Here is a 26,078-nt window from a genome sequence, read left to right on the forward strand (position 1 = left end):
TATCAAATCTATTGTCATTTTTTTATGCAAAATGAGGTCTTAATGTGGAGAGGAGACACCACTTGTCTGCACGCGTGAGTAATATGCTTTCTAAGCAAGGCAAAGTTGGGCTCCTCATATTAATCATCAAGGAGCGCTATCTGGTTTGAAGAGGTCTGAAAAGGAGTCATGGAGATGGAATATAAAGGAAAAATTGTGGATTTCTCTGTCAAAGCAGGCGGAGGAATTGTCAGTGTTGAAGGTAAAACCTATGTGTTTCACATTCGAACATGGCAACACACTTTCCCACCTTTAAGAGGATTGCCTGTGGCATTTGAAATCGGTGACAATGGTCTGATCAAAACATTATATGCTTCAAAATACCATTATTGGTATTTGCGCATCGCACGCTTTTTATTGAAACGACCTGCGGTGGTCTATTCCAATTCATCGGTTTGAAGACGGCTGCTTGGGTGAATGTGTGTTTTGGGGCATGAGCCTAGGAAAGATGAAGCCTATTAAAAGGTATGTTGAGGCATGAATTCAAATCGAAAAAAGCGTCCTGTAAAGATTTACAGGACGCTTTAAAATGTCAAAAAGGGTTATTTGCGCAAAACGCGTTGGACAAACAACGCCAAAGCTGCCAAGAAACCAGCCAAGCCTAATACCGTTGCCATTGTGTCCCAATTGGCCAATTGCAAGGCCATAGGCGCATCTGAACCACCAGAGGTTACAGACACCACGATGATCATCGCCATGGCCACACCAATTAAGCTCTCGCCCACAATCAAACCTGCGGCAAACAAGGTGCCACGGCGTTCGCCTTTGACAAATGCTGCTTCACCGCGGGTTTTTTTCAAGTGGCGGTGTAACAAATAAGACATCACCGTACCAATGATTAATGGCATGTTGATTGAAGGTGGTAAGTAAATGCCCATGCCGATTGCCAAAGCAGGTAAAGTCAAACGACCACCGCTGGATTTTTTCAACAATGCATCTACAATAATGACGGCAATACCGATGCCCACACCCATCAAGATGAAGTCCCATTGCAAATTGTGGGCAAAAATGCCTTTTGAAATGGTGGTCATCAATGTCGCTTGTGGTGCTGACAAAGCTTGCGCCGCATCCATGCCTTCACGTGGCATGGCGCCAGTGAAACCGTATGCTTGGAAGAGCAAATCCAAAATTGGTGAAATGACCACGGCACCGACCACACAGCCAATAATCAACGCAATTTGTTGCATGGCAGGTGTGGCATGGACCAAATAACCTGTTTTCAAGTCTTGTAAGTTGTCATTGGAAATGGTGGCCACTGCCATCACTGCCGAAGCCACAAACAAAGTCAATGCGGTTAAGAAGTTTGAGCCTTCTGTGGTGGACAATAAATCAGTGCTTTCGCCAACAATCAAGAATGTGGTGGCAATCAACAACACCGACACAATGCCAATGCCTGAAATTGGGCTAGAAGATGAGCCAATCAAGCCTGCCATATAACCACATGCAGCGGCGACCAAAAAGCCAATGACCACAGCCAATAAAGTGGCAACAGCGACCAAACCCCAGCCTAAGCCAGCTGAAATTGGGGCTGCTTGTACAAAACTGTAAAAAGTGATGAACAAAATCAATACCATCAACAAACTGATGCCTATCATGGCTTTAGGGCTCAAGTCGCGGTCAGCACGATGGGTATTGGCTGCGGCAGCTGGGTTTTTGATGGCTTCAAAAGACATGCGCATGCCTTCCATCATCGGTTTGGCTAAGCTCAATAAAGTCCAAATGGCTGCAATACCAATTGTACCGGCACCGATAAAGCGCACTTTTTCTTTCCACAAAGTCATGGCATAAGACACCATGTCTGCATCGGCAGGCATAGGAGCTGTGCTAGACAATACAGGTACTGCTACGCCCCAAGCGATGGCGATACCGGTCAAAATGGCCATACCGCCAGCGATGCCTACCAAATAACCTGCTGCCAACAAGGCAACGGAAAAACCCATCGGCAATTGGAAAATGGCATTGCCCATTTTGAACCAATGTGAAGCATGGTCAGATGCGATGCGCAAACCGTTGACCATAAAGCTGAACACACCTGCTAAAGCACCACCCATGACGATTTCTTTGATGCCGCTTTCTTCAGGTTTGGAGTTGGCATCTTGTTCGATTTCGCCTTTTTCATTGACAACCAAGCCGCTGGTGCCCGCTTTTAAGATTTCAGCTGCCGCCACACCTTCTGGATAAGGCAAATTGCTGTTAACCACCATGACATGACGCAATGGGATGGTGAAAATCACCCCTAAAATACCACCAGCCAAGCAAATCATAGTGGTTTGCCAGAATGGGAAGTTTTGCCAATAGCCAAGCATTAGCAAGCCCGGTAAGACAAAAATGATGGAAGACAAAGTGCCTGCTGCCGAAGCTTGGGTTTGCACCATGTTGTTTTCCAAAATATTGGAATCCTTGGCAAACTTCAATACTGCCATCGAAATGACTGCGGCAGGAATGGCTGACGCAAAGGTCAAGCCGACTTTTAAGCCCAAATAAACATTGGACGCGGTGAAAATCACCGTAATGAGTGCGCCTAAAATGATGCCGCGAATGGTTAACTCACGATAGTTGGCAAAATGGTCGACGCGTTGAGGTTGATTCATGATCTATCCTTAGCGCAATATAAAAAGCCACGGTTGGATGACAATCCGTGGCATGAGTTTTCTGTTGGTTGGATAAAACGCACAGTTTGCCGTATAAACTAGGCAATTTATAATTATATCTTAATGGTCGAGGTTTATCATGGTGCAAAAAATTGTAATCTTGAATGAATATTGCTCAATTTTGTAAGTTTAGGATTATTTTATGTAATCTAAGCGGTAAGTGGAAGAATCAATATTATTTTTAAAGGTTGATTTGATTAATAATTTTAAATTTTAAAATGAAAAATGCTCATGAATCAGTTGTTCTAGATTTTTCATACTTGAAAATATTTTTTTTGCACCATTTAGTTGCAAAGTTTCAGCATTAAAATGACTGTTTTCAGGTAAGTAAGCCCATACCGTTGCTCCAGCGGCAACGCCTGCTTGGATACCAGTGACGCTGTCTTCAATGATCAAACATTGGGCAATGTCTGCGTTCAAAGCTTGGGCTGCTGCCCAATACACATCAGGATAAGGTTTGTTGCGAGGGCAGTTGTGACCGCTTAAAACCGCTTTGAAAAATGGTTTGAGTTGGACTTTATCCAATTGCATACACACTTTGTGCAAATCGGCTGCTGAAGCGCAAGCAATATTGCCTTGGCAAGCAGCGTATGCCGCTTGTACCGCCAGATGGCTGTCTTCAATGGCGGTCAATTCTTCTAATAAGGCGATGTTGCGGCGGCGGTAAAATTCTTGCATCCAAGTGTCATCTATTGAGCGACCAAGATTGGCTTCAATTAAAGCGGTTTCGCTGCGCACGGTTTTGCCCAAGAAAATGTCATAACATTCGGCTTCGCTGACATACCAACCATGTTCGTTCATGTATTGCCAAATGATGCGGTTGGTAATGCCTTCGCTGTCGACCAATACGCCATCGCAATCGAATAAAATGGCTTGAAATGACATGGTATGTCCTTTGTAATGGGAAATGGAATGCTGGCAGTGTCGCAGCGTCCTGAAAAATACACAAGAGGATACAGATATGAAAAAAGCCAGCTGATTAGCTGGCTTTTTGTATTTGGCTCCCCGACCTGGGCTCGAACCAGGGACCTGCGGATTAACAGTCCGTCGCTCTACCGACTGAGCTATCAGGGAATAGGTGTGCATTATAGCGACCTTGAAAAAACTGTCAAGCCAGATTTAACAGAAAAATGCAGGCTTGAAGATAAGTATCAGAAATGCATTGTAATATTGTTAATAAATAATTGTGTTTAGCTTGAAATGGCACAGATGAAATGTTTACAGGACGCTTATTGTGGATGTAAACGTAAGCCAGACAAGGTTTTTAAACAGGAATGATTTTTTGATAAACAACAAAGATTTTATAGATAAGATGAATATGAAAAAAGCCAGCTGATCAGCCGGCTTTTTAAATTTGGCTCCCCGACCTGGGCTCGAACCAGGGACCTGCGGATTAACAGTCCGTCGCTCTACCGACTGAGCTATCAGGGAATAGGTGTGCATTATAGCGACCTTGAAAAAACTGTCAAGCCAGATTTAACAGAAAAATGCAGGCTTGAAGATAAGTATCAGAAATGCATTGTAATATTGTTAATAAATAATTGTGTTTAGCTTGAAATGGCACAGATGAAATGTTTACAGGACGCTTATTGTGGATGTAAACGTAAGCCAGACAAGGTTTTTAAACAGGAATGATTTTTTGATAAACAACAAAGATTTTATAGATAAGATGAATATGAAAAAAGCCAGCTGATCAGCCGGCTTTTTAAATTTGGCTCCCCGACCTGGGCTCGAACCAGGGACCTGCGGATTAACAGTCCGTCGCTCTACCGACTGAGCTATCAGGGAATAGGTGTGCATTATAGCGACCTTGAAAAAACTGTCAACTTAAAAAAACAATTTTTGCAGCATAAAATGGTGCTTGCTTGATTTTATTAAGAATTTAATTTTGCCAATTCGACACGCATTGCATCAATCACTGCCTTGTAATCGCTTTGACTAAAAATAGCCGAGCCTGCCACAAACGTATCTGCACCTGCTGCAGCCACTTGGGCAATATTGTTGACTTTGATGCCACCATCAACTTCGATGGCAATGCGGCGGCCTGAAAGCTGTTCGTATTCATCCAATTTTAAGCGCAAAGCACGGATTTTATCCAAAGTGTTAGGGATGAAGCTTTGACCACCAAAACCAGGATTAACTGACATCAACAACACCATGTCGATTTTGTCCAAAACATAATCCAATACATGCAAAGGTGTCGCAGGGTTCAAGACCAAGCCTGCTTGACAGTTTTGTGCTTTAATCAAGCCCAAACTGCGGTCAACATGGCGACTGGCTTCTGGGTGAAAGGTGATGATGTTGGCACCAGCTTGGGCGAAAGATTGAATCAAATCATCCACAGGTTCTACCATCAAATGAACGTCCATCGGAACAGACGAATAAGGTTTGATGGCTTCACAAATCATAGGGCCAAAAGTCAAATTGGGTACGTAGTGGTTGTCCATGACATCGAAATGGATTAAGTCTGCACCAGCTGCAATCACATTGGAAACTTCTTCACCCAAACGGGCAAAGTCGGCAGACAAAATACTTGGAGAAATACGGTAATTCATGGTGTGTGTGTCATTTTTGTTAGCAAGAGGAGGCTATATTGTAACGGCTTTGTGCAGGGTCGACCATGCTTAGTTGGATTTAAAATCAAATTCTTAAATGACATAAATAACTTAAGCAAATGCTCGATTTACACAGATTTACGGGCTTGAGGTTCAGTTTCACACCGACACTGATACAATGCAAACATTCTTAATTTATTTGGTTTGAATGCATGGGCTCTGTCATGATACCCACACTGAAAAAAACAACCTTAGGTTGTGTGTTGTTTGTCAGCTTTTTTGCTTGTATGCAAACGGCGCATGCGGTTGGTATGAATTGTAATACCAGCCAATTGGGATTGACGCCAACTCAAAAAAATCAACTCAGACAGTTACGCCATGAGTATCGAACATTACGTGATGATATGACACGAAAAAAACCATCTGCTGCGACGGCTCGCCGCGATTTGGTACAAATTTTGATGCAAGATGATTTTAACGATCATGCTGCGCGCCAATATGTCAGTCAGAAATATTTGTACAATGCGGAACTTGATATGCAAGATTTGCGCATGCAGCATTATTTTTTCAAAGTATTAACGCCGCAGCAAAAGCAACAATGGCTGAGTCAATGTCAATAAGCCATTATATCTAGACAAAAAAAAGCCCATCATGAAGATGGGCTTTTATACAGATTACAAACTTATTTGAAGTTTTTAATACCAGACTCTAATTCTTCGGTTGCCGCTTCAATGCCTTCCCAGCCTTGAATCTTAACCCATTTGCCTTTTTCCAAATCTTTGTAATGTTCAAAGAAATGTTTGATTTGGTCGCGCAACAATTGTGGTAAGTCTTCCAATTTTTGGATGTCTTTGTACATCGGGCACAATTTTTCTACTGGAACGGCTACGATTTTGGCATCTACACCGCCGTCATCTTCCATTTTCAACACGCCCAAAGCACGGCAACGAACCACAACGCCAGATGGCAATGGGAATGGGGTAGCAACCAAGACGTCGCAAGGATCGCCATCACCAGACAAAGTGTTAGGCACGAAACCGTAGTTGGCAGGGTACATCATAGAGGTGCCCATGAAACGGTCTACACAAATAGCGCCAATTTCTTTGTCGAATTCATATTTAATCGGTGCTGCATTGGCAGAAATTTCAATCACAACATTGAAATCGTCTGGAATGCTGGTAGCAGGTTTGATAGCATTAATGTTCATTATGTTCTCAAAATGGTTGAAGGATAAAACAGTAACATTATAACAGTATCAAACCTGTAAGCGATGCTTAAACAAGGTGAGGATAGGATAAAAAACCAAATTTTTTTGATGCAACACAGTTTGATTTAAATTTGTTTTTATCCAAAACTGATGCACCGCACAAGTGCAGGGTTTTTGCGGTAAAATACTTTGCTTAATGCAAGCTGAAAAATCAGATAAAGCTTGTGTCATTGATTTTATTGGTAATAGATGGAATAAAAAGGAGATTGCCGTGTTGCCCGATCGCATGATTGAAAACGTAGACATCGTGTTGCGCACCTTATTGGCGCCTGCCCAAACCACGCGTCCTTATCCCGATCAAGGCATACAAGAAGGGGAGATGGACGAAGACGAGCGTCAACATGCTTTGGGTTTGATGCGTGTGAATCATGTTGGTGAAGTGTGTGCGCAAGCGTTGTATCAAGGGCAGTCTATGACCGCACGCGACCAAAGCAATCGTGAAGCTTTGCAGCATGCTGCGCAAGAAGAAGTAGAACATTTGGCGTGGACAGAAAAACGCATTCAGGAATTGGGCGGGCGTGTGAGTTTGCTCAATCCTGTTTGGTATGCGTCATCTTTGGCCATTGGTGTGGCGGCAGGTGTGTTGGGCGACAAATGGAATTTGGGCTTTTTAGAAGAAACCGAAAAACAAGTGACCAAGCATTTAGAAGAACATTTGGAAGCGTTGCCTGCACAAGATGCCAAAAGCCGTGCGGTGGTGACGCAAATGCGTGAAGATGAAATGAAACATGCTGAAATGGCGCATGATTTTGGTGCAGCGCCTTTGCCTTTGCCTGTGAAAATGGTGATGGAAGCGATGTCAAAAGTGATGACAAGCATCAGTTATAAAATTTGAGAGATGGTGTTCCAACAAGCGTCCTGTCAATGTTACAGGCCGCTTGTTTTTTTACAGGCCGCTTAAATTGATTTGTGCTTGTGCGCCAAGCTGTTGTTGAAAGTAGGGGGTTTGAAACAAAGGCGAGCGTTGTGCCAATGTTTGTAAGACTTGGCGGCGGCGATAGCGGTATAACATCGCAGGCACAAAGCGGTATTCTTGGCGGATTTGCGCTTCATATTCGGCAAAACGTCGCGCATTGGCACCCAAAATACTCAAATCAATGTCCAACATCCATGCGCTGATTTCGCCCAAAGAGGCCTGATGGTTTTGTGTGTCCATGATTAAAGTGGCGATGGTTTGCAGTGTGTGCGGGTCTAAAGCGTCCTGTAAATGATGGTGCATCCATGCGACACTTTGCGTTTCATTGTCTTGGCGCTGAGGCTCATACACCACATCGTGGTAAAACAACGCCACACCAATGGCAAATGCATTGGGCATTGCCTGTTGGCAAGTGTGCCAATATTGCAGACATTCGCGCAAATGTTGGGTGGTGTGATAGTGGCGTTGCGGCTGTTGATACGCAGCGATGATGGGCGCCAGCTCAGGTGCAAGACGCGGTGTCTGTTGCCACAGCGTTTGCCACATGGTTTGCAAATACGCCACATTATCCATGTCGTGCTCTTAAATGGCGGCAGCTGCTTGGATTAACATTTCTTTGGCATGTTCGCGCGTGGTGGTGGTGATGGTTTCGCCACCGAGCATGCGCGCAATTTCTTCGGTGCGTGCATCGTCCACCAATTCCAGCAATTGGCTCAATGTGGTTTCGCCCACATCGCGTTTGCTCACTTGCCAATGTTGGTTGCCAAACGCAGCCACTTGCGGCAAATGGGTAATGGCCAACACTTGGTAATGTTGCCCCAATTGGCGCAATGATTTGCCCACCACTTCGGCCACACGCCCGCCAATACCGCTGTCTACCTCATCAAAAATCAACGTCGGCACGCTTTGCAAACGGCTGGTGACCACTTGCAATGCCAAAGAAATGCGTGACAATTCGCCACCTGAAGCCACTTTTGCCATGGGCCGCAAAGGATTGCCTTTGTTAGCAGCCACCAGAAATTGGACGTGTTCCAAACCATGTGAGCCTGCGTTGGATGCCAGTAATTCTATGGCAAAACGTGAACCATTCATCGCCAATTCTTGCATGCGCTCGGTGGTTTCAGCCGCCAATAGTTGTGCCGCTTGTTGGCGTTTGGCGCTCAATTGCTGGGCAAGTGTTTCAAAAGCTGCTTGGGTTTTGTTAACCGCTTGTTCTAAAGCCTCCGTATCGCCTGCGGCTTCCAATTGATTTAAAGCGTCCTGTAAGCTTTGTTGCTTGGCAAACAATTCTGGTGGCTCGACCCGGTATTTGCGTGCCAAGGTGTTTAAAGTTTGAATGCGTTCGGCTTGGACAGCCAATTCTTGTGGATTGATGTCGACATCAGCGCACACATCACGCATGCTCGAGGCCACTTCTGCCAATTCCGCTTCTACTGCCAAAAGCAATGGCAAACTTTCTTGAAAACGTGGTTCGTGTTGCGCCAAATGGCTCAAGCGTTGTTGGCATTGGTAGAGGCGTTGCTGCACGCTGCTTGCGCCATCTATCGCTTCATCTACCCATTGCGCCGCTTCTAAAATGTCCGCAGCATGCGCCAAAGCATCGTGGCTTTGATTGAGTTCGTCCCATTCTTTGGCAGACAATTGGTGTTGTTCCAAGTCTTGCAATTGCCATTGCAAACGTTCTTGCTCCAAAGCCAATTGTTCACCAGAATTCAAAGCGTCCTGTAAATCTTTTTGCGCTTGTTGCCATGTTTGATAAGCGTGCTTGACCGACAATGACAATTCTTGCGCGCCTGCAAAAGCATCAAGCAATTGCCGTTGCATCGCTTCTTTGTTCAACGATTGGTGGGCGTTTTGTCCGTGGATGTCGACCAAATGCGCGCCCATGTCACGCAATTGGCTTAAAGTGACGGTTTGACCATTGATAAAGCTGCGGCTTTTGCCTTTGGCATCAATGATGCGGCGAATGCTCAATTGCTTGTCTTCATCGTCTTGCATTAAGCCTTGTTCGCGCAAAGCGTCCTGTAAAGCATGCAATGCCGTGATGTCGAACAAAGCGGACAATTGGGCTTCTTTTTGACCCACCCGCACTTGTGAAAAATCGGCTTTGTCGCCTAATAATAAGCCCAAAGCATCCAAAGTAATGGATTTGCCCGCGCCCGTTTCACCGGTAATCACAGTCAAACCTGATTGAAAATTCAGATGTAATTGGTCAACAATGACAAAATCTTTTAAAGATAAGGCAAGCAGCATAAACGTCCCTAGACGAGTTGTTCGCCCCAATGCAACTTGGTGCGCAAAGTACGGTAATAATGGTAATCGGTTGGGTGTAATACCCGCAAAGTATTGCGATAACGGCGAATGATGATGCGATCGAGTTTTTGCAAATCGATAAACGACTGTCCATCAAAATGCACGCGGGCATCCATGCCTTTGGTCAACATGATTTCAATTTCGCTGGTGTCTGAAATGACAATCGGACGGTTGGTCATCGATTGTGGGCAAATTGGCACCAAAGCCAAAGCATGCATCGACGATTGTAAAATCGGACCACCTGCCGCTAAAGAGTAAGCCGTCGAGCCTGTGGGCGTGGATACAATCAAACCATCGCTTCGTTGTGTATAGACAAATTGGCGATTGATGAACACTTCAAATTCGACCATTTGCCCCAAGCCACCGCGCGACAACACCACATCGTTCAAAGCCAAAGATTGCTTGATGGTTTTGTCATCACGCACCACTTTGCTTTCTAGCAAAATCAAATCTTCAGGCAAGTATTTGCCACTCAAAATATTGCGCAAATCAGTGGCCAAGGTTTCCACGGGTACTTGGGTTAAAAAGCCCAAGCGACCCAAATTAATGCCAATGATGGGCACATAAAATGGGGCAATTTTGCGCGCGACTGACAAAAATGTACCATCGCCACCCAATACCATCACCACATGGCAATGGCGGCCTAAATCGCTTTTGCTGACGATTTGGCAATGCTCAATTTGCGGCATTTGCGCCAAGTCATGGTAATTGTCTTCGTCCAAATACACTTCTAAGCCATCATCTAGCAAGGTTTGGACGATTTTGCTGACAGGTCCAAACGCCTCAGGTGTTGCGATGCGGCAAGCAATGCCTATGCGTTGAAATTGAGTAGAAAGCATGGGGCTCCAATGTGTCTAAGCAGCGTCACTTTACCGCAAAGTCTTACAAACAGCATCATGCTGTACGCCATAAATGTGCAAATTGTTGTTTCGCTTGTTGTACTTTCGGTGCAATCACCACTTGGCAATAGCCTTGGTAAGGATTTTCAAAAAAATAATCATCGTGTTCGTTTTCAGCAGGATAAAACGTTTGCGCAGCCACAATTTCGGTGACAATCGGTTCGGGAATGTCGTATTGCAAAGCCGCTAAATTGTTTTGCGCTTGTTGTTTTTGTTCCTCGTTCAAATAATAAATACCTGAGCGGTATTGCGTACCGGCATCATGACCTTGACGGTTCAATGTGGTGGGATCATGGATGGTGAAAAAGACATCCAAAACTTCATCATAACGAATGATATTTTCATCAAAATCAATTTTAACCGCTTCAGCATGCCCCGTATTGCCAGTGCACACTTCTCGATAAGTGGGATGGCGTGTGTGGCCGTTGATGTAGCCGCTTTTGACATTCAGGACGCCTTGTAATTGAGAGAATACTGCCTCCAAACACCAAAAACATCCACCAGCTAAAATGGCTGTTTGCATATTAAAATCCTTTCCAGTTCATTCCAATTCAAATGCACTCAATGAGCACACATATTTTGCATCATATCTCTTGGCATAGGGTATGGATATGATGGCAATTTTCTCAAGGTCAATGCCATGAAGATTTTCATGACTGCAATCGTCTCAAAATGAATTGAGAAGATGGTTTGGCAACGCTTGTTTGAAGCATAAAGATTGAAATAGCGTTGGGCGAGTGTGCTCATGTCAGGGTAAAATAGCGGGCTATTGATAAAGGAAGATTCAATGCGTTTGATTCTAGCACCAATGCAAGGTTTGGTGGACGATGTGATGCGCGACTTATTGACCCGCATGGGTGGGTTGGACGCTTGTGTGAGCGAATTTGTGCGCATCACGCACACGGTGCATGGGCGTGGCATGTGGATGAAGTTGATTCCTGAATTGGAACACGATGCCAAAACGTTTGCAGGTGTGCCGTGTACGGTGCAAATTTTAGGCTCAGATGCTGAAAACATGGCACTCAATGCCTTAGAAGCAGTGCGTTATGGGGCGCAAAAAATTGATATTAATTTTGGCTGTCCTGCACCCACAGTCAATCGCCATCAAGGCGGTGCGGTGCTTTTGAAAGAGCCTGAACGCATGTTGGAAATCGTATCTACTGTGCGCCAAGCCTTGCCAGAATTGGTGCCATTGAGCGCCAAAATGCGCTTGGGTTATGAAAGCAAGGATTTATTTTTAGATTGCGCTCAAGCGATTGCTGACGGCGGTGCGTGTGAAGTGGCGGTGCATGCACGCACCAAAATCGAAGGCTATGAGCCGCCTGCACATTGGCAATACATTCACCGTATTCGCGAGGCTTTGAACATTCCTGTGATTGCCAATGGCGATGTGTTCAGTTTAGACGATTACATTGCCATCAAAGCACAATCGGGCTGCGACAGTGTGATGCTCGGTCGCGGCGCTGTGCGTCGTCCTGATTTGGCGCGTCAAATCATGTTGTACGAACAAGGTCAAACTGTCACTGAAATGGATTGGCCTGAAATCATGCATTGGGTGCGCTTGTTTTTTGAGTTGTGTTGTATCAAGGCGGGCGACTCCAAATATCCGATGGCACGTTTGAAACAATGGGTGGCGATGATGAAATTGGTTTATCCACAAGCGCATGTTTTGTTTGAAGCGATTCGCCCGTTAAAAGGCAATGATGAAATTAGAACGGTTTTGAAAGCGTCCTGAAAATGTATTTGATTCAATCGGCTCAAAACGAGTCATTAAAACGCTTGGGCAAATTGCTCAAGCAAGCGAAAGTGCGCCGTCAATTGGGTTTGGCGGCGATGGAAGGCGTGCATGTGTTGCAAGCGTATTTGCAAACAGGTGCGTTTCCTGAGCAAGTGTTTGTGTCGGAAAAGCGCAGCAGCGATGTGGAAGTGGCCAAATTATTGCGCTTGCTGCCAGCAGGCGTGGTGTATGTAGTGACAGGAGATGCTTTAAGCAAAATCACGGCTTTGACCGAAGCCGATGACATCATCAGTGTCATCAAGCGTCCTGTAAACGATGTGTTGCCAATTTCTGGCAATGGCATGTTGTTAGAAGACGTACAAGACCCAGGCAACATTGGCACCATCATTCGCAGCGCAGCGGCAGTGGGTTTGGATTGGCTCGTGTTAAGCCAAGGCTGTGCCGATGCTTGGTCGCCCAAAGTTTTGCGCGCTGCGATGGGTGGGCATTTTACGCTGCCCATTTACACCGATGTCGATGCTATTGATTGGACGCAAAACTTTACAGGACGCTTGTGGATGACAGCTTTGAAGCAAGAGAGCGACAGCGTGTATGATTTGGATTTGTGTGAAGATGGCGTGTGGGTGATGGGCAACGAAGGCGCGGGTATTAGCACTGGGCTTTTGCAATATTGTGCAAAGAGTGTTCACATTCCAATGCATGCACAGACAGAATCCTTGAATGTGGCGATGGCTGCCACCATTTGTATTTTTGAACAACAACGACAACGATTGAGAAGTAAACCATGAGTGATATTTTAGCCTTACAACAACAATTAGCCACTTTATTGCACCCGTATATTGACGGTGACACCATGCGCGTGGATGAAGTGCAAGGCTTCATGTGCGCGGTGTTGTCGGGTCCCGATGACATTCAATTGGAAGATTGGATGCCTGAGATTTTGGGTGATGAAAATTTGTTCTCTGATGCACAAAAAGCGCAAATTTTGGAATTGATTCGTCAATTGAGCGATGCATGGGCAGCGCAATTGGAAGCGCGCGAGTTGACTTTGTTGCTTGAAGACGATGAAGACGGTGAGCTTGATTACCAAACTTGGGCGAACGCTTATTTGTTTGCTTTGGATGTGGTCAATACCGATTGGTTTGAGGCAGCAAACGATGAAGAGTTTGAAGATGCGTTTTATCCAATGATGGTGACAGCAGGCATTTATGATGAAGAAGGCATAGACATTAGCCCAAAAGAGCGCAAAGAATCGGCTGAACAATTGGCCGCCACCGCAGAGCAATTCTTCCATTATTGGAAAGCGGTGCAAAACAAGCCACAAACGATTTTCCGTGGTGAAAAAGTCGGTCGCAATGACCCTTGTCCTTGTAACAGCGGCAAAAAATACAAAGCCTGTTGCGCTAAAGAAGTCTAAAACATGTTGCGACAAAGTTGGTGGCGTCAAAAATGGCATGCGTTGCGAGACAAAGTCCCAACGCACGATGAAATCTTTGCCAAGCGTTGGTTAAAACCTTTGGCTCCGTATTTCAACAAGCCTTATTTTTGGGTCGCCTCGCGTCGCAAAGTGGCGTTGGCTGTGGCCATTGGCTTGTTTGCAGGCATGATGCCAGGGCCTACGCAAATGTTGATGGCATTGATTTTGGCGTATGTATTGCGTGCCAATTTGCCTATTTCTTTGGCCATGACTCTATATACCAATCCGTTGACGTATCTGCCTTTGTATTATTTGGCTTATCAATTGGGCTTTCATGTTTTGGCTGAGCCTGGACACACTTTAATGGCATTTTCGGATTGGAAAGTGGTGATTGAAGCAGGTGGTTCGGATTTGCGCGCGGCTTTGGCTGAACAAGCCAAATATTTGATGCTAGGCGTCCCATTGTTTTCGGGAAGTCTGGCTGTGATAGGCTATGTGTTGGTACGCGGCGGTTGGCGTTGCCGTACCGTCAGTCGTTGGCGCTCTCGGCATGAGCGATTGAAATAAAATGAAGCGTAAATTGACCACGGGCGAAATGCAATTGGCGCGTTGGATGTTTCAGGACGCTGTTGATTATGCCTCTGTGCGTTTGGTCTTTGGTGCTTGGTGGCAAACTTTCAGCCGTGCAGCCGTGGCACCCAATGGTTGTATTTACTTTCCCAAATCGGCGTATTGCGCCGATTTTTCACAAGCACCCGTGCATTTGAAAATATGGTTCATGCATGAAATGACGCATGTGTGGCAATACCAACGTGGGTTTTCGGTTTTATTGTCAGGTGTTTGTTTGTTTGGCCAAGCGGGATATGTTCATGCCCGTGCTTACCGTTATTGGCAAGAAGGGCAAGATTTGCCTGCGTTTGCCCAATTGAATATGGAGCAACAAGCGGAAGTCGTTGCTCATTATTTTGCGGCTACATATTTACAGGTCGATGCTTTACAAAAACGGCTGCCACAATTAACTCGATGTGTGCAGCCGTTTTTACGCCATCCTTATCATTTAAGTTTGTTGCCACAACACAGTCGTTGTGGCGTGCACAAAGTTTAATATTTGGATTGATTGCCGCGGGTTTGATTGCTGTGAATACTCATTAACATTCCAAGCATAATCATCACCGATAAAGTTGCCGTACCGCCATAGCTGACCAAAGGCAAAGGCACGCCCACCACAGGCAAAATGCCGCTGACCATGCCAATATTCACGAACGCATAACAAAACACTGTCATCGTGAAAGCTCCTGCCACAGTACGTTCATACAAAGTGCGCGAATTGGCACTGATAATCAAACCACGAACGACAATAAACACATACACTGCGACTAATAAAATATTGCCTATCAAACCAAATTCTTCGGCATAAACGGCAAAAATAAAGTCGGTTGTGGACTCAGGAATATAGTCTAAATGGGTTTGTGTGCCATTGAGCCATCCTTTGCCCCACACGCCGCCTGAACCAATGGCAATCATGGATTGGATGATGTGATAGCCTGCGCCCAAAGGGTCTGCTGCGGGATTAAACAACGTTCTGACTCGAACACGTTGGTATTCGTGCATGCCATATTCCCACATCAACGGCATGGATAAGACTGCTAAAACAATGGTGACAAAAACCACGCGCCAAGACAAGCCAGCAAAAAACATCACAAAAATACCAGATGCGCCAATCAATACGGCTGTACCCAAATCAGGTTGGTCTAAAATCAAACCTACAGGCAGACCAATAATGCCCAAAGCACCTAAATAATGGTACCAACGCAATTCGGTATCATAGCGTTGAAAATAAGCTGCCACCATCATGGGTAAACCAATTTTCATGATTTCAGAAGGTTGAATGCGCAAGGGACCGATGTCCAACCAGCGCTTGGCACCGTTGACGCTGACACCAAAAAACTCTACGCCCAATAATAAAATGACGCCACCAATATACGCTGGCAAAGCCAAGCTCGCGAGCATTTGCGGTTTGATACGCGATAAGCCCCACAACAGCATGAAGCCTAGGAAAGTATGTAGGGTTTTTTTCTCTAATTGGAAAAATTGGCCACCGTCAGCAGAATAGAGCAAAAACAAGCTCATGATGTAAATGATTAAGATAGACAGTAATAACCATCGATCCATAGGTGCGATAAAAATATCGTATAAGCGTTTGAGTGGGTGATTGGAAGTCATGGGGTCACACCTGATGCTGCACGAGGTATTTTTTGTGCAGATTGGAAAGCGGCCTGTAAAGAAGTTTGCGCGTGGGTGGTTTTATTGTCTTTACTGTTGCTGGAAATTAAGGTTTCGTCTGCCAAGACAGTATTGGCTTGTGGTATGCGCAAATCATCGCTAGAACCTTTGTTGCCTAAAACTTTCAATAAGTAAAAATCAGAAAGCTGGCGAGCAATCGGAGCGGCAGTGGCACCCCAACCACCATTTTCTAAAATCACGGCAATGGCAATTTTAGGATTTTCCACAGGTGCAAAGGCAATAAACCAAGCGTGGTCACGGTGACGTTCCGCCAAGGCTGCGGCATTGTATGTTGCCCCTTGTGCAATACTTTTCACCTGTGCCGTTCCTGTTTTGCCTGCCATACTGTATTGCAAGCCTGATCCCACACGCCAAGCAGTACCACCTGGTCGCAACACGTTTTGCATGCCTTGTTTGACATAGTTAAAATTGTTTTGTTGGTAGGGCAAAACAGCTTCAGGTTTGGGATCGACCAAAGTGATTTCACGCGTTTGATGGTTGTGTAATTCTTTGACCACATGCGGCCTGAAAGACACACCATTATTGGCCAAAGTGGCTGTGGCATGTGCCATTTGTAAAGGAGTATAAGTGTTATAACCTTGTCCAATACTAATAGACACCATTTCTGAAGGATGCCATTCGCGTTCTCGCGGCTTGCCTTTTTTGAAGCGTTCGGCTTTCCATTCTTTGGTAGGCAAAATGCCACGATTTTCATTGGGCAAATCAATGCCAGTGCGCTCACCCAAGCCAAAGCGTCTTAAGTGGGGCGCTACCATATTAATACCCATTTCATAACCGATGCGGTAAAAGAAGGTATCGGATGAAACCGTAATGGCACGTTGTAAATTCATTGGGGCGTAACCGGATTTTACCGAATCGCGGTACACGTGTTTGGTGCCAGGAATACTCCATGCACCAGGAGCGGGCACAATACTGGTTTGGGTCAACTTGCCGCTTTCTAACATGGCCATGGCCATGAAAGGTTTGAAGGTTGAGCCTGGTGGATATAAACCTTGCGTGGTGCGATTGAGCATGGGTGTTTCCCAGTTCTCATTCAAAGCTTTCCACGACTCGGTATCAATGCCGTCAATGAACAAATTGGGGTCAAACGTTGGCTTGGATACCAAGGCCAAAATACCGCCTGTTTGTGGGTCGATGGCCACCACCGCACCACGACGGTTACCAAGCAAACGGTCAGCTTCTTGTTGTACACGAATATCCAAAGCCAAACGCAAGGTTTGCCCTGTTTGCGCTGGCATTTTGTTCAGGACGCGGACAATATTACCTGTGGCATCTTTTTCCACTTCTTGCATGCCCGGGATACCATGTAATTGAGGCTCGTAATAGGATTCCAAACCAAGTTTGCCAATATGTGTGGTACCTCGGTACAAATCTTGACGACCGTCTTCACTGAGTTTATCCAAGTCTTTGGTGCTAATACGGCCAATATAACCTAAGATATGAGCGGTGAGCTTGCCATAAGGGTATTCACGGAACGTACGAGCATTGATTTCAACGCCCGGAAATTGATACAGCTCTGGTGCCAAAGCACTGGCTTCGTCGATAGACAGTTTCAATTTCAAAGGAATGTTTTCATAAGCACGACTTTGCGCGCGCATGCGGCGGTAACGCTTGATATCTGCGTCAGAAACCGTGACATATTTTTGTAATTGCACCACCAAATCATCGAATTTGCTTTCGATTTTGCTTGGGATGATTTCCAAAGAATAAGCAGGATAATTGCGTGCCAAAACGACGCCATTGACGTCAGTAATTTCACCTCGAATAGGCGGTGTCGGAATGACAGAAACGCGGTTGCTGGTAGCTCGTTGCACGAATTCATCGTGTTTTTCAACTTGTAAATAAGCAAAACGCACAATCAAAACCACACTTAAAATCAGCACAACAACAAAGGAAACCAAAAGGCGCAATTGGAAGTCACGTTGGTTTCTTTGTTTGAATCTGCTTTGGTATTCACGCAAAGATTTCATCGTTTATTTTGCCGCCAATGCATGATGCCAACCATCAATGTGTTAAGTAAAGGCCATAATATGGCCACCGTAATGGCAGGCGTGAAATACAACCAACCGTAAAAGATTTGGTCATAAAACAGACGCACCAATATCATAATGCCTGCGTGTAATAAGAAAAAACCACCTACGGCAATGGCTTGGAAACCATAATGGTATAGCAAGAGTTGTCGGTGTTGCTGGCTGGCTAAAAAAGCAATAATGCTGTAACTGATGGCATGTTGTCCTAAGGGTGAGCTTAAAGACAAATCCATCACCAAGCCGATACAAAAGGCGATGCCAATATTGATGCTTTCAGGTCGGTGTAAAACCCAATAAATCAATACCAATAAGCATGCTTCAGGCAGCCAGAAAAAATACTCTCTTGGCCAAGCAATCAAGTCAAACATAATCGCCGCAACAAATGTTGTGGTGATAAAGCGTCCTGAAACTTTATATGGATTAGAAGAGCTGTATGCGGTCATGGAGCAGGAGCACTTTCGGTCTTAATAGGCGCAGATGCAGCAGAGACGGCGGATGCAGTCGCAACATTGGCTGATTCAGCTTCATTCAAATAAACAACCGGCTTGCTTTCTAAAATCAAAACTGAGCGCACGCTGGTCAAATTGGCCGTGGCTGCTGTGGTTGTTTTGTAGAAAGGGGTGCCGCTAGTAGGGGTAATCGAGGTAATTGTGGCTACGGGAATGCCCGCTGGATACACATTGTCCATGCCTGATGTGACCAAAACATCGTCTTTTTGCAAATCGGCGCTGACAGGGAAGTAGCGCAATTCCAAGTCTTCTAAATTGCCATACAACAAGCTGCGTACACCCGTACGAGCGACCATAACAGGAATGACGTTTTGCGCATTGTTGAGCAAAGTCAATTCAGAATGTCGGTTACCCACAGACGTAATTTGCCCTAATAGACCTGCAGCCGTCACGACTGCTTGACCGACCTGAACACCGTGTTGGCTGCCTTTGTCCAATAAATAATGTGTCGGAAAAGGTTCTATGCCCACATGGACGATTTTGGCATCGGTGGTGGGTAAGGACAGCAAATCTTTCAGGCGCTCATTGGCAGTGATTTCATCGACACTGTTGTTGATGCCTTTTAATTGGCTTAACTCAGTTTTCAAACGGGCATTTTCGGCATGCAAAGCTTGATTGGTTTGTACCAATTGATTTTGTTCTGCAAAATGTTGGTTAAGGCTGTTATACCAATTGACAGGTTGGTTAGCAGCCCATTGAATGGGATAAAAAATGCTGGCCAATTGGCTGCGCATTTGCTTCACCGCATCGACACGTTTGTCGGTGATGAGCAAGATAGAAGCCAACAACACCAAGAGCACCAACTTGGTTAGTGGGTGCAGGCGTCGTTGGTTAAATTGTAATGATTCAGACATCTACAATGACTATATTCAAAAATGACGATATATTAATGACGATATATTAAGGATTGACCACAAAAATGGAATTTAATTTACCAATTTTATCTAAAGCCAAGCCAGAGCCGCGTGCCACACAAGTCAAGGGATCGTCTGCAATGTTAACAGGCAAGCCAGTTTCTTCTGCCAATAAACGGTCGATGTCGCGCAATAAAGCACCGCCACCAGTCAAAACAGGACCACGTTCTGCAATGTCACCACCTAATTCTGGTGGGGTTTGTTCCAAAGCATTTTTCACCGCTTGTACGATTTGGTTCAAAGGTTCAGACAAAGCTTCCAAAACTTCATTAGATGTGATGGTGAATGAACGCGGAATGCCTTCAGCCAAGTTACGACCTTTGACTTCGATTTCACGCACTTCAGCACCAGGAAAAGCCGTACCGATTTCTTTTTTGATTTGTTCAGCAGTGGCTTCACCAATCAACATACCGTAGTTACGACGCACATAGTTGATGATGGCTTCATCAAATGCATCGCCGCCCACACGAATAGAGTGTGAATAAACCAAGCCACTCAAAGACACAACACCTACTTCAGTGGTACCGCCACCAATATCCACCACCATAGAACCTGTTGGTTCTTCAATCGGTAAGCCTGCACCAATAGCCGCAGCCATAGGCTCTTCAATCAAATTCACGCTAGAAGCACCTGCAGCTAAGGCTGAGTCGCGAATGGCTTTGCGTTCTACTTGGGTTGAACCACAAGGTACACAAATGACGATGCGAGGCGGTGCAGACAGTTTGCCGTTATTCACTTTGCGAATAAAAGCTTTCAACATGCGTTCGGTCACATTGAAGTCAGCAATCACACCGTCTTTCATTGGACGAATGGCTTGAATCGAGCCTGGTGTACGACCCAACATTTTTTTCGCATCTGTGCCTACGGCCAATGTTTCGTCTTTGTTGGAATTTGGATTGATGTGCATGGCGACAACCGACGGCTCGTTTAAGACGATGTCTTTGCCTTTGATGTAGATCAGAGTGTTAGCAGTGCCAAGGTCAATGGCTAAATCGTTTGAAAAAAAGCGGGTTAAAAAGCGCAACATCGGAGTTTCCTGAAAGGGTTAATTGGTCCGTGATTAATATTTAATAAGCAAGTGATTTGCTGCAATGCAGTATAGCAGGCTAAGGCTTACCCATTGGTGAAAATCGGTTATAATTCTCGCCTGTAACGGTAGCCTAAAACCAAAAGCGTGTATCATACCTGAGTTTATGCCGCTTGCTAAGCATCAGGCTGCCAGTTTAACGTATTATTTAAATACTATTGAAGGTGAAGGATATTCTCATGGCGTTAACCACCAGTGATGTGCAAAAAATTGCACGCTTGTCCCGCTTGCATTTAAGCGATGAAGAGTTGAATGCTGTGGAAATTCAATTGAACAATGTCTTTACCATGCTTGAGAAAATGCAAGCCATTCCTACTGAGGGTGTTGAGCCTATGCGCCATCCACATGAAGTGGCTTTGCGCTTGCGTGACGATGTGGTAAGCGAAAGCAACCAGCGTGAACGCTACCAAGAGCATGCACCACTTGTTCAAGACGGCCTGTATTTGGTCCCTAAAGTCATTGATTAAACCGCGCAAAGAGACAGCGACATGAAACCATTAAGCGTGAAGCAATGCAGCGATTTGTTGCAAAGCAAACAAATTTCAGCCACTGAGTTGGCACAAGATTACTTAAATCAAATTCAAGAACACAATCCAGCAATCAATGCTTACATTCATTTGGATGCAGACAGAACTTTAGCGCAAGCGCAAAAAGCAGATGAGCGTTTGCAAAGTGGCACCGACAGTTTGCTCACAGGTGTGCCTATTGCGGTCAAGGCCAATTTCTGTGAAGAAGGTTGGACGACGTCTTGTGGTTCGAAGATGTTAGAGAACTTTATCGCCCCTTATACCGCACACGTAGTACAAAACGTGCGCAACCATGGCATGGTCAGCTTGGGTAAAGTGAACATGGATGAGTTTGCCATGGGTTCTACCAGTGAGTCATCTTTCTTTGGCATCACACGCAATCCGTGGAATTTAAATCACGTTCCGGGCGGCTCAAGTGGAGGCTCTGCTGCGGCTGTGGCGGCTCGTTTGGCACCTGCGGCTTTGGGTTCAGATACAGGCGGCTCTATTCGTCAACCTGCGGCGCATTGCGGTGTGACAGGTATCAAACCCACTTATGGCATTATCAGCCGTTTTGGTATGGTCGCTTATGCTTCGAGTTTGGATCAAGCCGGTCCGATGGCACAAACGGCAGAAGATTGCGCTTTGCTGTTGAATGCGATGGCAGGCTTTGATGAACGTGACTCGACCAGTTTGGAGCGTGCCAAAGAAGATTATATGCGCGATTTGAACTTGCCATTGACCGGTTTGCGCGTGGGTTTGCCAAAAGAGTATTTAGAAGGCGGCCTGAATGCAGATGTGGCGGCAACCGTGCAAAATACCGTTGATTTGCTCAAATCTTTGGGTGCACAAATGGTAGACATCAGCTTGCGTCAAACCGAATTTGTGATTCCTGCGTATTATGTGATTGCGACAGCCGAAGCGTCGACCAATTTGTCACGTTTTGATGGCGTGCGTTATGGTCATCGCACTGATAGTTTTGAGTCTTTGGATGAGTTTTACAGCAAAAACCGCGCTGAAGGTTTTGGCGAAGAAGTGAAACGTCGCATCATGATGGGTACTTATGTATTGTCACATGGTTATTACGATGCCTATTACGTTAAAGCACAACAATTGCGTCGCTTGGTGTCGAATGACTTTCAGGCCGCTTTTGAGCAATGCGATGTGATTTTGGCGCCAGCTTCACCAACGGCAGCCCCTGCCATTGGCAGTCAAACCAAAGACCCCGTACAAATGTATTTGAGTGATGTGTTTACGACATCGTTGAATTTGGCGGGTTTGCCGGGCATCAGCGTACCAGCAGGCTTCAGTCAAGACGGTTTGCCAATTGGCATGCAATTGTTTGGCAATTATTTTGCGGAAGCCAAATTGTTAAACGTGGCACATCAAATCCAATTGAACAGTGACTACCACACACGCACACCTGCGTAAGGTATTCATCGTGTTTACAGGACGCTGTTTTAAGCGTCCTGTAAACATCTATTGGACAAGTAGTATTCCTTAAACCTGTTTTCATGCTTAGGACGTCGCGCTTATGGCCATCATTATCCCCAATTTGAATCAACTCAAAGGTCGCGGTACGGCAGGTGAGCGGCGTGTGGCAGAGGTTTTGCGACGCAAATTAGGCGATGAATGTTTGGTGTGGTATGACGTGGCAGTGGGCAAAAAACGCCGCTATCCTGATTTCATCGTGTTGCATCCGCAAAAAGGCTTGTTGTTTTTGGAGGTGAAAGATTGGGAGCCGAAAACTTTCAAATCCATCAATCCCAATGACATTCAACGCTTAACCAGCAATGGTTTGCGCACCGATCCCAATCCTTTGGCACAAGTGCGTGGTTGTGCTTTTGCCTTGGTCAATCAATTGAAAGCCGACCCTGTTTTACAGCAAACGGCCGCCCATCGTTTGGGACAATTGAAAATGCCGTATGGTTGTGGGGTGATTTTTTCCAAAGTCTTGCGCAGTCAAATGGAAAATGCCTTGCCCGAAGACAGCCGCAATTTGGTCTTACCCGACCATTTGGTGTTGTACCAAGAAGATTTGCGTGATGATGTGGATGACGAGGCATTTCAAAACAAATTGTGGGACATGTTCCCGTATCAATTTGGGCAGCGTTTGAGTGAGGACGAAATCAACCGTGTGCGTTGGCATTTGTATCCAGAATTGCGCATTGATTTGCAATTGTCACAAACCAATTTGTTTGATGATGAGCCATCGCTAGAGGTTTTACAGGACGCTAGTGCCATGTCTTTGCCTGATAAAATCAAAGTCATGGATTTGCAGCAAGAGCAATTGGCACGCAATTTGGGTGCGGGACATCGGGTGATTCATGGTGTGGCAGGTTCGGGAAAAACCTTGATTTTGGCTTACCATTGTCAATATTTGGCGCAAATGTTGAGCAAACCGATTTTGGTCTTGTGTTACAACGTTGTTTTGGCGGTCAAATTAAAGACGATGTTGCAAAATAAAGGCTTGGGCGACAAAGTCCAAGTCCACCATTTTAATGGTTGGTGTATTGAGCAACTGAAAAAACACCATATTGCTACCATCGAAGGCTCTGAGCCGATTTACAAACGCCAAGTTGCCACTATGTTGGCGGCGGTGGAAGATGGTAGGATTTCACGTGAACAATATGGCGCAGTAATGATAGATGAAGGCCACGATTTTGAGCCTGAGTGGCTGCAAGCTGTGGCCAAAATGGTGGATATAGACGATGGCAATTTGTTATTGTTATACGACGATGCACAATCGATTTACCGTCGTGGTGGTTTGAATTTTACTTTGTCCAGTGTCGGCATCAAAGCACAAGGCCGCACTTCGATTTTGAAAATGAATTACCGCAATACGCGTGAAATTTTGCATTTTGCGTATGAGTTTGCCAGCGAATATTTAACCGGTGCAGACAGCAAAGACGACGACCACATTCCTTTGGTTTTACCTGAGTCCGGTGGCGTGTCTGGTCCGAAACCTGTGTTTTACCGCCTGCCATCGTTCAGTGAGGAAATCACCCAAGCCAAACAGCAAATAGTCTCTTGGCAAGCCGAAGGTGTGGCTTTGCACAAAATGGCGATTTTGGTGGTGACTTTGGAACAAGCCAAACCTTTACAGGACGCTTTCAAACAGGTGAATGTGGCCACACAAATTTTGGTCGATAGCAAAGCCAAAAAAGCGTATTTGCCAGACGACAACAGCGTCGCCATCATGACGTTGCAATCGTCTAAAGGTTTGGAATTCACACATGTGGTCGTGGTGGGTGTGGGCAGCTTGGCACCAGAAGCCAAACGCACTGCGTCGGACGCCAAAGTATTGTATGTAGGCATGACCCGTGCACAGCAAGTATTGGTGGTCACGGGTTCTGTCAGCGAGGCAGAAGAAGCCAAAGGTCGTGGCGTGTTTGTCAAAAAATTGCTCAAACAAGCCACTGATTTGGCTTCATAACCCCCAGATTTTTAAGTAACACCCGTTTACAGGACGCCTGTAATCTGAATAGGAAGTAAGAATATGACTTGGGAAACCGTAATTGGACTGGAAATCCACGTCCAAATGAACACACAATCAAAAATTTTCAGCGGCTCATCCACAGCTTTTGGTGCCGATGCCAACACACATACATCGGTAGTGGATTTGGCGATGCCGGGGGCATTGCCGGTGATGAACCGTGCGGTGATTGAAAAAGGCATCAAATTGGGCTTGGCCTTGAAAGCCACCATCAATCAAACCAATATTTTTGACCGCAAAAACTATTTTTATCCTGATTTACCCAAAGGCTACCAAATCAGCCAAATGGATTATCCGATTGTCGAACATGGCAAATTGGACATCGTCGTTGGCGATACGCTCAAAACCATCAATGTGACCCGTGCGCACATGGAAGAAGATGCGGGCAAATCGGTACACGATGCGGTGCAAGGCTTTACGGGCATTGATTTGAACCGTGCGGGCACGCCTTTATTGGAAGTGGTGTCTGAACCTGAAATGCGCAGCGCAGCCGACGCAGTGGCATATGCCAAAGCGATGCATGATTTGGTCACTTGGTTGGATATTTGTGACGGCAATATGGCCGAAGGTTCGTTCCGTATTGATGCGAACGTGTCGGTGCGTCCTGTAGGTCAGGCTGAATTTGGCACGCGTTGCGAAATCAAAAACTTGAACTCATTCCGCTTTTTGGAAGCGGCCATCAATTACGAAGTTGAGCGTCAAATCGAATTGATTGAAGACGGCGGTAAAGTGATTCAGCAAACGCGTTTGTGGGACCCTGAAAAAGGCGAAACCCGCGCGATGCGTACCAAAGAAGACGCCAACGATTACCGTTACTTCCCAGACCCTGATTTGTTGCCTGTGATCATTTCTGATGAACAATTGGCGCGTGTGAAATCGGAAATGCCAGAATTGCCTGCGGACATGGCCGAGCGTTTTGTGGCGGATTTTGGCATCACCGAATACGATGCGCGTTTGTTAACGACATCCAAAATCACGGCGGATTATTTTGAAACCGCTGCGAAAGCTTCAGGCGAAGGCAAATTGGTTGCCAACTGGATGAACGGCGAATTGGCAGCAACATTGAACCGTGAAGAAAAAACCTTGGCAGACAGCCCGATTGACGCGGTGCGTTTGGCTGGTTTGGTGAAAAAAATTGTCGATGGCACTTTGTCGAGCAAATTGGCGAAAAAAGTGTTTGAAGCTTTGTGGAGCAGCGATTTGTCAGCCGAACAAATCATTGAACGTGATGGTTTGCAACAAATCAATGACACTGGCGCCATTGAAAAAATGATTGACGAAGTGTTGGCAGCCAATCCTAAATCGGTCGAAGAATTCAAAGCCGGTAAAGAAAAAGCTTTGAATGCTTTGGTCGGTCAAGTGATGAAAGCCAGCCGTGGCAAAGCCAATCCTGCGCAAGTGCAAGATTTGATGAAAGCCAAATTGGTTTAATAAGGG

The 26,078-nt window shown here is 45.6% G+C and carries 25 protein-coding genes and 3 tRNA genes; 12 read left to right on the forward strand and 16 right to left on the reverse strand.

The features are described 5' to 3' along the window. Positions 1-174: 174 nt before the first annotated feature. Entirely contained in the window at positions 175-438 is a 264-nt protein-coding gene (locus ADP71_RS03290) for a hypothetical protein (RefSeq protein ID WP_019958673.1), read from the forward strand. Between the two features lie 143 nt (positions 439-581). On the opposite strand, the gene ADP71_RS03295 is transcribed toward ADP71_RS03290, so the two are convergent. The 6 genes from ADP71_RS03295 to rpe all read right to left on the reverse strand — a co-directional run bounded on the left by ADP71_RS03295 (position 582) and on the right by rpe (position 5,245). Further along, positions 582-2,630, reverse strand: a complete 2,049-nt coding sequence (locus ADP71_RS03295) for an OPT family oligopeptide transporter (RefSeq protein WP_019958674.1) — start codon at positions 2,628-2,630, stop codon at positions 582-584. Between the two features lie 273 nt (positions 2,631-2,903). Further along, positions 2,904-3,575, reverse strand: coding sequence for an HAD family hydrolase (locus tag ADP71_RS03300; protein WP_104931494.1), 672 nt, complete (start codon positions 3,573-3,575; stop codon positions 2,904-2,906). Between the two features lie 113 nt (positions 3,576-3,688). Then, a tRNA-Asn gene (locus ADP71_RS03305) sits at positions 3,689-3,764 on the reverse strand. Between the two features lie 281 nt (positions 3,765-4,045). Continuing rightward, a tRNA-Asn gene (locus ADP71_RS03310) sits at positions 4,046-4,121 on the reverse strand. A gap of 281 nt (positions 4,122-4,402) precedes the next feature. Beyond that, positions 4,403-4,478: transfer RNA gene (locus tag ADP71_RS03315), tRNA-Asn, on the reverse strand. 86 nt (positions 4,479-4,564) lie between these two features. Next, positions 4,565-5,245, reverse strand: a complete 681-nt coding sequence (rpe, locus tag ADP71_RS03320) for a ribulose-phosphate 3-epimerase (protein ID WP_019958676.1) — start codon at positions 5,243-5,245, stop codon at positions 4,565-4,567. 224 nt (positions 5,246-5,469) lie between these two features. On the opposite strand from rpe, the gene ADP71_RS03325 reads away from it, so the two are divergent. Then, on the forward strand, positions 5,470-5,865 hold the full coding sequence (locus tag ADP71_RS03325) for a Spy/CpxP family protein refolding chaperone (RefSeq protein WP_169708872.1): 396 nt from the start codon (positions 5,470-5,472) through the stop codon (positions 5,863-5,865). 62 nt (positions 5,866-5,927) lie between these two features. Here the strand turns inward: ADP71_RS03325 and ppa are convergent, their stop codons facing one another. After that, positions 5,928-6,452 (reverse strand): inorganic diphosphatase, encoded by a 525-nt coding sequence (gene ppa / locus ADP71_RS03330; RefSeq protein WP_171460885.1) that lies wholly within the window; start codon positions 6,450-6,452, stop codon positions 5,928-5,930. 286 nt (positions 6,453-6,738) lie between these two features. Here ppa and coq7 point away from each other — a divergent pair, with 286 nt between their 5' ends. After that, positions 6,739-7,347 carry a 2-polyprenyl-3-methyl-6-methoxy-1,4-benzoquinone monooxygenase gene (gene coq7 / locus ADP71_RS03335; RefSeq protein WP_443089125.1) on the forward strand — a complete coding sequence of 203 codons (609 nt, stop codon included), beginning with the start codon at positions 6,739-6,741 and terminating at the stop codon, positions 7,345-7,347. Positions 7,348-7,398: 51 nt separating this feature from the next. Here coq7 and ADP71_RS03340 read toward each other — a convergent pair whose 3' ends face one another. Genes ADP71_RS03340 through msrA form a run of 4 tightly spaced genes read right to left on the reverse strand, consistent with a single transcriptional unit; the run spans position 7,399 to position 11,163 of the window. Next, on the reverse strand, positions 7,399-8,001 hold the full coding sequence (locus ADP71_RS03340; RefSeq protein ID WP_019958680.1) for an HD domain-containing protein: 603 nt from the start codon (positions 7,999-8,001) through the stop codon (positions 7,399-7,401). Between the two features lie 9 nt (positions 8,002-8,010). Next, positions 8,011-9,681 carry a DNA repair protein RecN gene (gene recN, locus ADP71_RS03345; RefSeq protein ID WP_019958681.1) on the reverse strand — a complete coding sequence of 557 codons (1,671 nt, stop codon included), beginning with the start codon at positions 9,679-9,681 and terminating at the stop codon, positions 8,011-8,013. An 8-nt stretch (positions 9,682-9,689) separates the two neighbouring features. Continuing rightward, positions 9,690-10,580 (reverse strand): NAD(+) kinase, encoded by an 891-nt coding sequence (locus tag ADP71_RS03350; RefSeq protein ID WP_019958682.1) that lies wholly within the window; start codon positions 10,578-10,580, stop codon positions 9,690-9,692. 55 nt (positions 10,581-10,635) lie between these two features. Next, the gene (msrA, locus tag ADP71_RS03355; protein WP_104931499.1) at positions 10,636-11,163 is read right to left on the reverse strand and encodes a peptide-methionine (S)-S-oxide reductase MsrA; all 528 of its coding nucleotides are present in this window, start codon (positions 11,161-11,163) and stop codon (positions 10,636-10,638) included. Between the two features lie 264 nt (positions 11,164-11,427). Here msrA and ADP71_RS03360 point away from each other — a divergent pair, with 264 nt between their 5' ends. The 5 genes from ADP71_RS03360 to ADP71_RS03380 are packed head-to-tail and all read left to right on the forward strand — an operon-like array spanning position 11,428 to position 14,900. Beyond that, positions 11,428-12,375 (forward strand): tRNA dihydrouridine synthase, encoded by a 948-nt coding sequence (locus ADP71_RS03360; protein WP_104931500.1) that lies wholly within the window; start codon positions 11,428-11,430, stop codon positions 12,373-12,375. A gap of 2 nt (positions 12,376-12,377) precedes the next feature. Next, entirely contained in the window at positions 12,378-13,166 is a 789-nt protein-coding gene (locus ADP71_RS03365) for a TrmH family RNA methyltransferase (RefSeq protein WP_104931501.1), read from the forward strand. Continuing rightward, positions 13,163-13,795 carry a UPF0149 family protein gene (locus ADP71_RS03370; RefSeq protein ID WP_104931502.1) on the forward strand — a complete coding sequence of 211 codons (633 nt, stop codon included), beginning with the start codon at positions 13,163-13,165 and terminating at the stop codon, positions 13,793-13,795. The genes ADP71_RS03365 and ADP71_RS03370 overlap by 4 nt, the downstream gene beginning before the upstream one ends. A 3-nt stretch (positions 13,796-13,798) precedes the next feature. After that, positions 13,799-14,362 (forward strand): DUF2062 domain-containing protein, encoded by a 564-nt coding sequence (locus ADP71_RS03375; protein WP_019958687.1) that lies wholly within the window; start codon positions 13,799-13,801, stop codon positions 14,360-14,362. Position 14,363: 1 nt separating this feature from the next. Then, on the forward strand, positions 14,364-14,900 hold the full coding sequence (locus tag ADP71_RS03380; RefSeq protein ID WP_019958688.1) for a hypothetical protein: 537 nt from the start codon (positions 14,364-14,366) through the stop codon (positions 14,898-14,900). Here ADP71_RS03380 and rodA read toward each other — a convergent pair. The 5 genes from rodA to ADP71_RS03405 are packed head-to-tail and all read right to left on the reverse strand — an operon-like array spanning position 14,897 to position 20,579. Next, positions 14,897-16,018 carry a rod shape-determining protein RodA gene (rodA, locus tag ADP71_RS03385; RefSeq protein WP_026353607.1) on the reverse strand — a complete coding sequence of 374 codons (1,122 nt, stop codon included), beginning with the start codon at positions 16,016-16,018 and terminating at the stop codon, positions 14,897-14,899. The genes ADP71_RS03380 and rodA overlap by 4 nt on opposite strands. Further along, positions 16,015-18,069, reverse strand: a complete 2,055-nt coding sequence (mrdA, locus tag ADP71_RS03390; RefSeq protein ID WP_019958690.1) for a penicillin-binding protein 2 — start codon at positions 18,067-18,069, stop codon at positions 16,015-16,017. The genes rodA and mrdA overlap by 4 nt, the downstream gene beginning before the upstream one ends. Further along, positions 18,066-18,572, reverse strand: coding sequence for a rod shape-determining protein MreD (gene mreD / locus ADP71_RS03395; protein ID WP_051083023.1), 507 nt, complete (start codon positions 18,570-18,572; stop codon positions 18,066-18,068). Before mreD ends, mrdA begins: the two co-directional genes overlap by 4 nt. Continuing rightward, positions 18,569-19,492: a rod shape-determining protein MreC gene (gene mreC, locus ADP71_RS03400; RefSeq protein WP_019958692.1), complete on the reverse strand. Its 924-nt coding sequence runs from the start codon at positions 19,490-19,492 to the stop codon at positions 18,569-18,571. The genes mreD and mreC overlap by 4 nt, the downstream gene beginning before the upstream one ends. A gap of 46 nt (positions 19,493-19,538) precedes the next feature. Next, a complete protein-coding gene (locus ADP71_RS03405; RefSeq protein ID WP_019958693.1) occupies positions 19,539-20,579 on the reverse strand; it encodes a rod shape-determining protein in 1,041 nt (346 codons plus the stop codon). Between the two features lie 239 nt (positions 20,580-20,818). On the opposite strand from ADP71_RS03405, the gene gatC reads away from it, so the two are divergent. The 4 genes from gatC (at position 20,819) to gatB (ending at position 26,072) form a co-directional block, all read left to right on the forward strand. Continuing rightward, on the forward strand, positions 20,819-21,106 hold the full coding sequence (gatC, locus tag ADP71_RS03410; protein WP_019958694.1) for an Asp-tRNA(Asn)/Glu-tRNA(Gln) amidotransferase subunit GatC: 288 nt from the start codon (positions 20,819-20,821) through the stop codon (positions 21,104-21,106). A gap of 21 nt (positions 21,107-21,127) precedes the next feature. Further along, entirely contained in the window at positions 21,128-22,576 is a 1,449-nt protein-coding gene (gene gatA, locus ADP71_RS03415) for an Asp-tRNA(Asn)/Glu-tRNA(Gln) amidotransferase subunit GatA (protein ID WP_019958695.1), read from the forward strand. A 103-nt stretch (positions 22,577-22,679) separates the two neighbouring features. After that, the gene (locus ADP71_RS03420; protein ID WP_171460886.1) at positions 22,680-24,581 is read left to right on the forward strand and encodes a 3'-5' exonuclease; all 1,902 of its coding nucleotides are present in this window, start codon (positions 22,680-22,682) and stop codon (positions 24,579-24,581) included. Positions 24,582-24,644: 63 nt separating this feature from the next. Then, a complete protein-coding gene (gatB, locus tag ADP71_RS03425; RefSeq protein WP_019958697.1) occupies positions 24,645-26,072 on the forward strand; it encodes an Asp-tRNA(Asn)/Glu-tRNA(Gln) amidotransferase subunit GatB in 1,428 nt (475 codons plus the stop codon). Positions 26,073-26,078: the final 6 nt, after the last annotated feature.

The sequence above is a fragment of the Vitreoscilla sp. C1 genome, from assembly GCF_002951955.2.
GTDB lineage: Bacteria > Pseudomonadota > Gammaproteobacteria > Burkholderiales > Neisseriaceae > Vitreoscilla > Vitreoscilla stercoraria.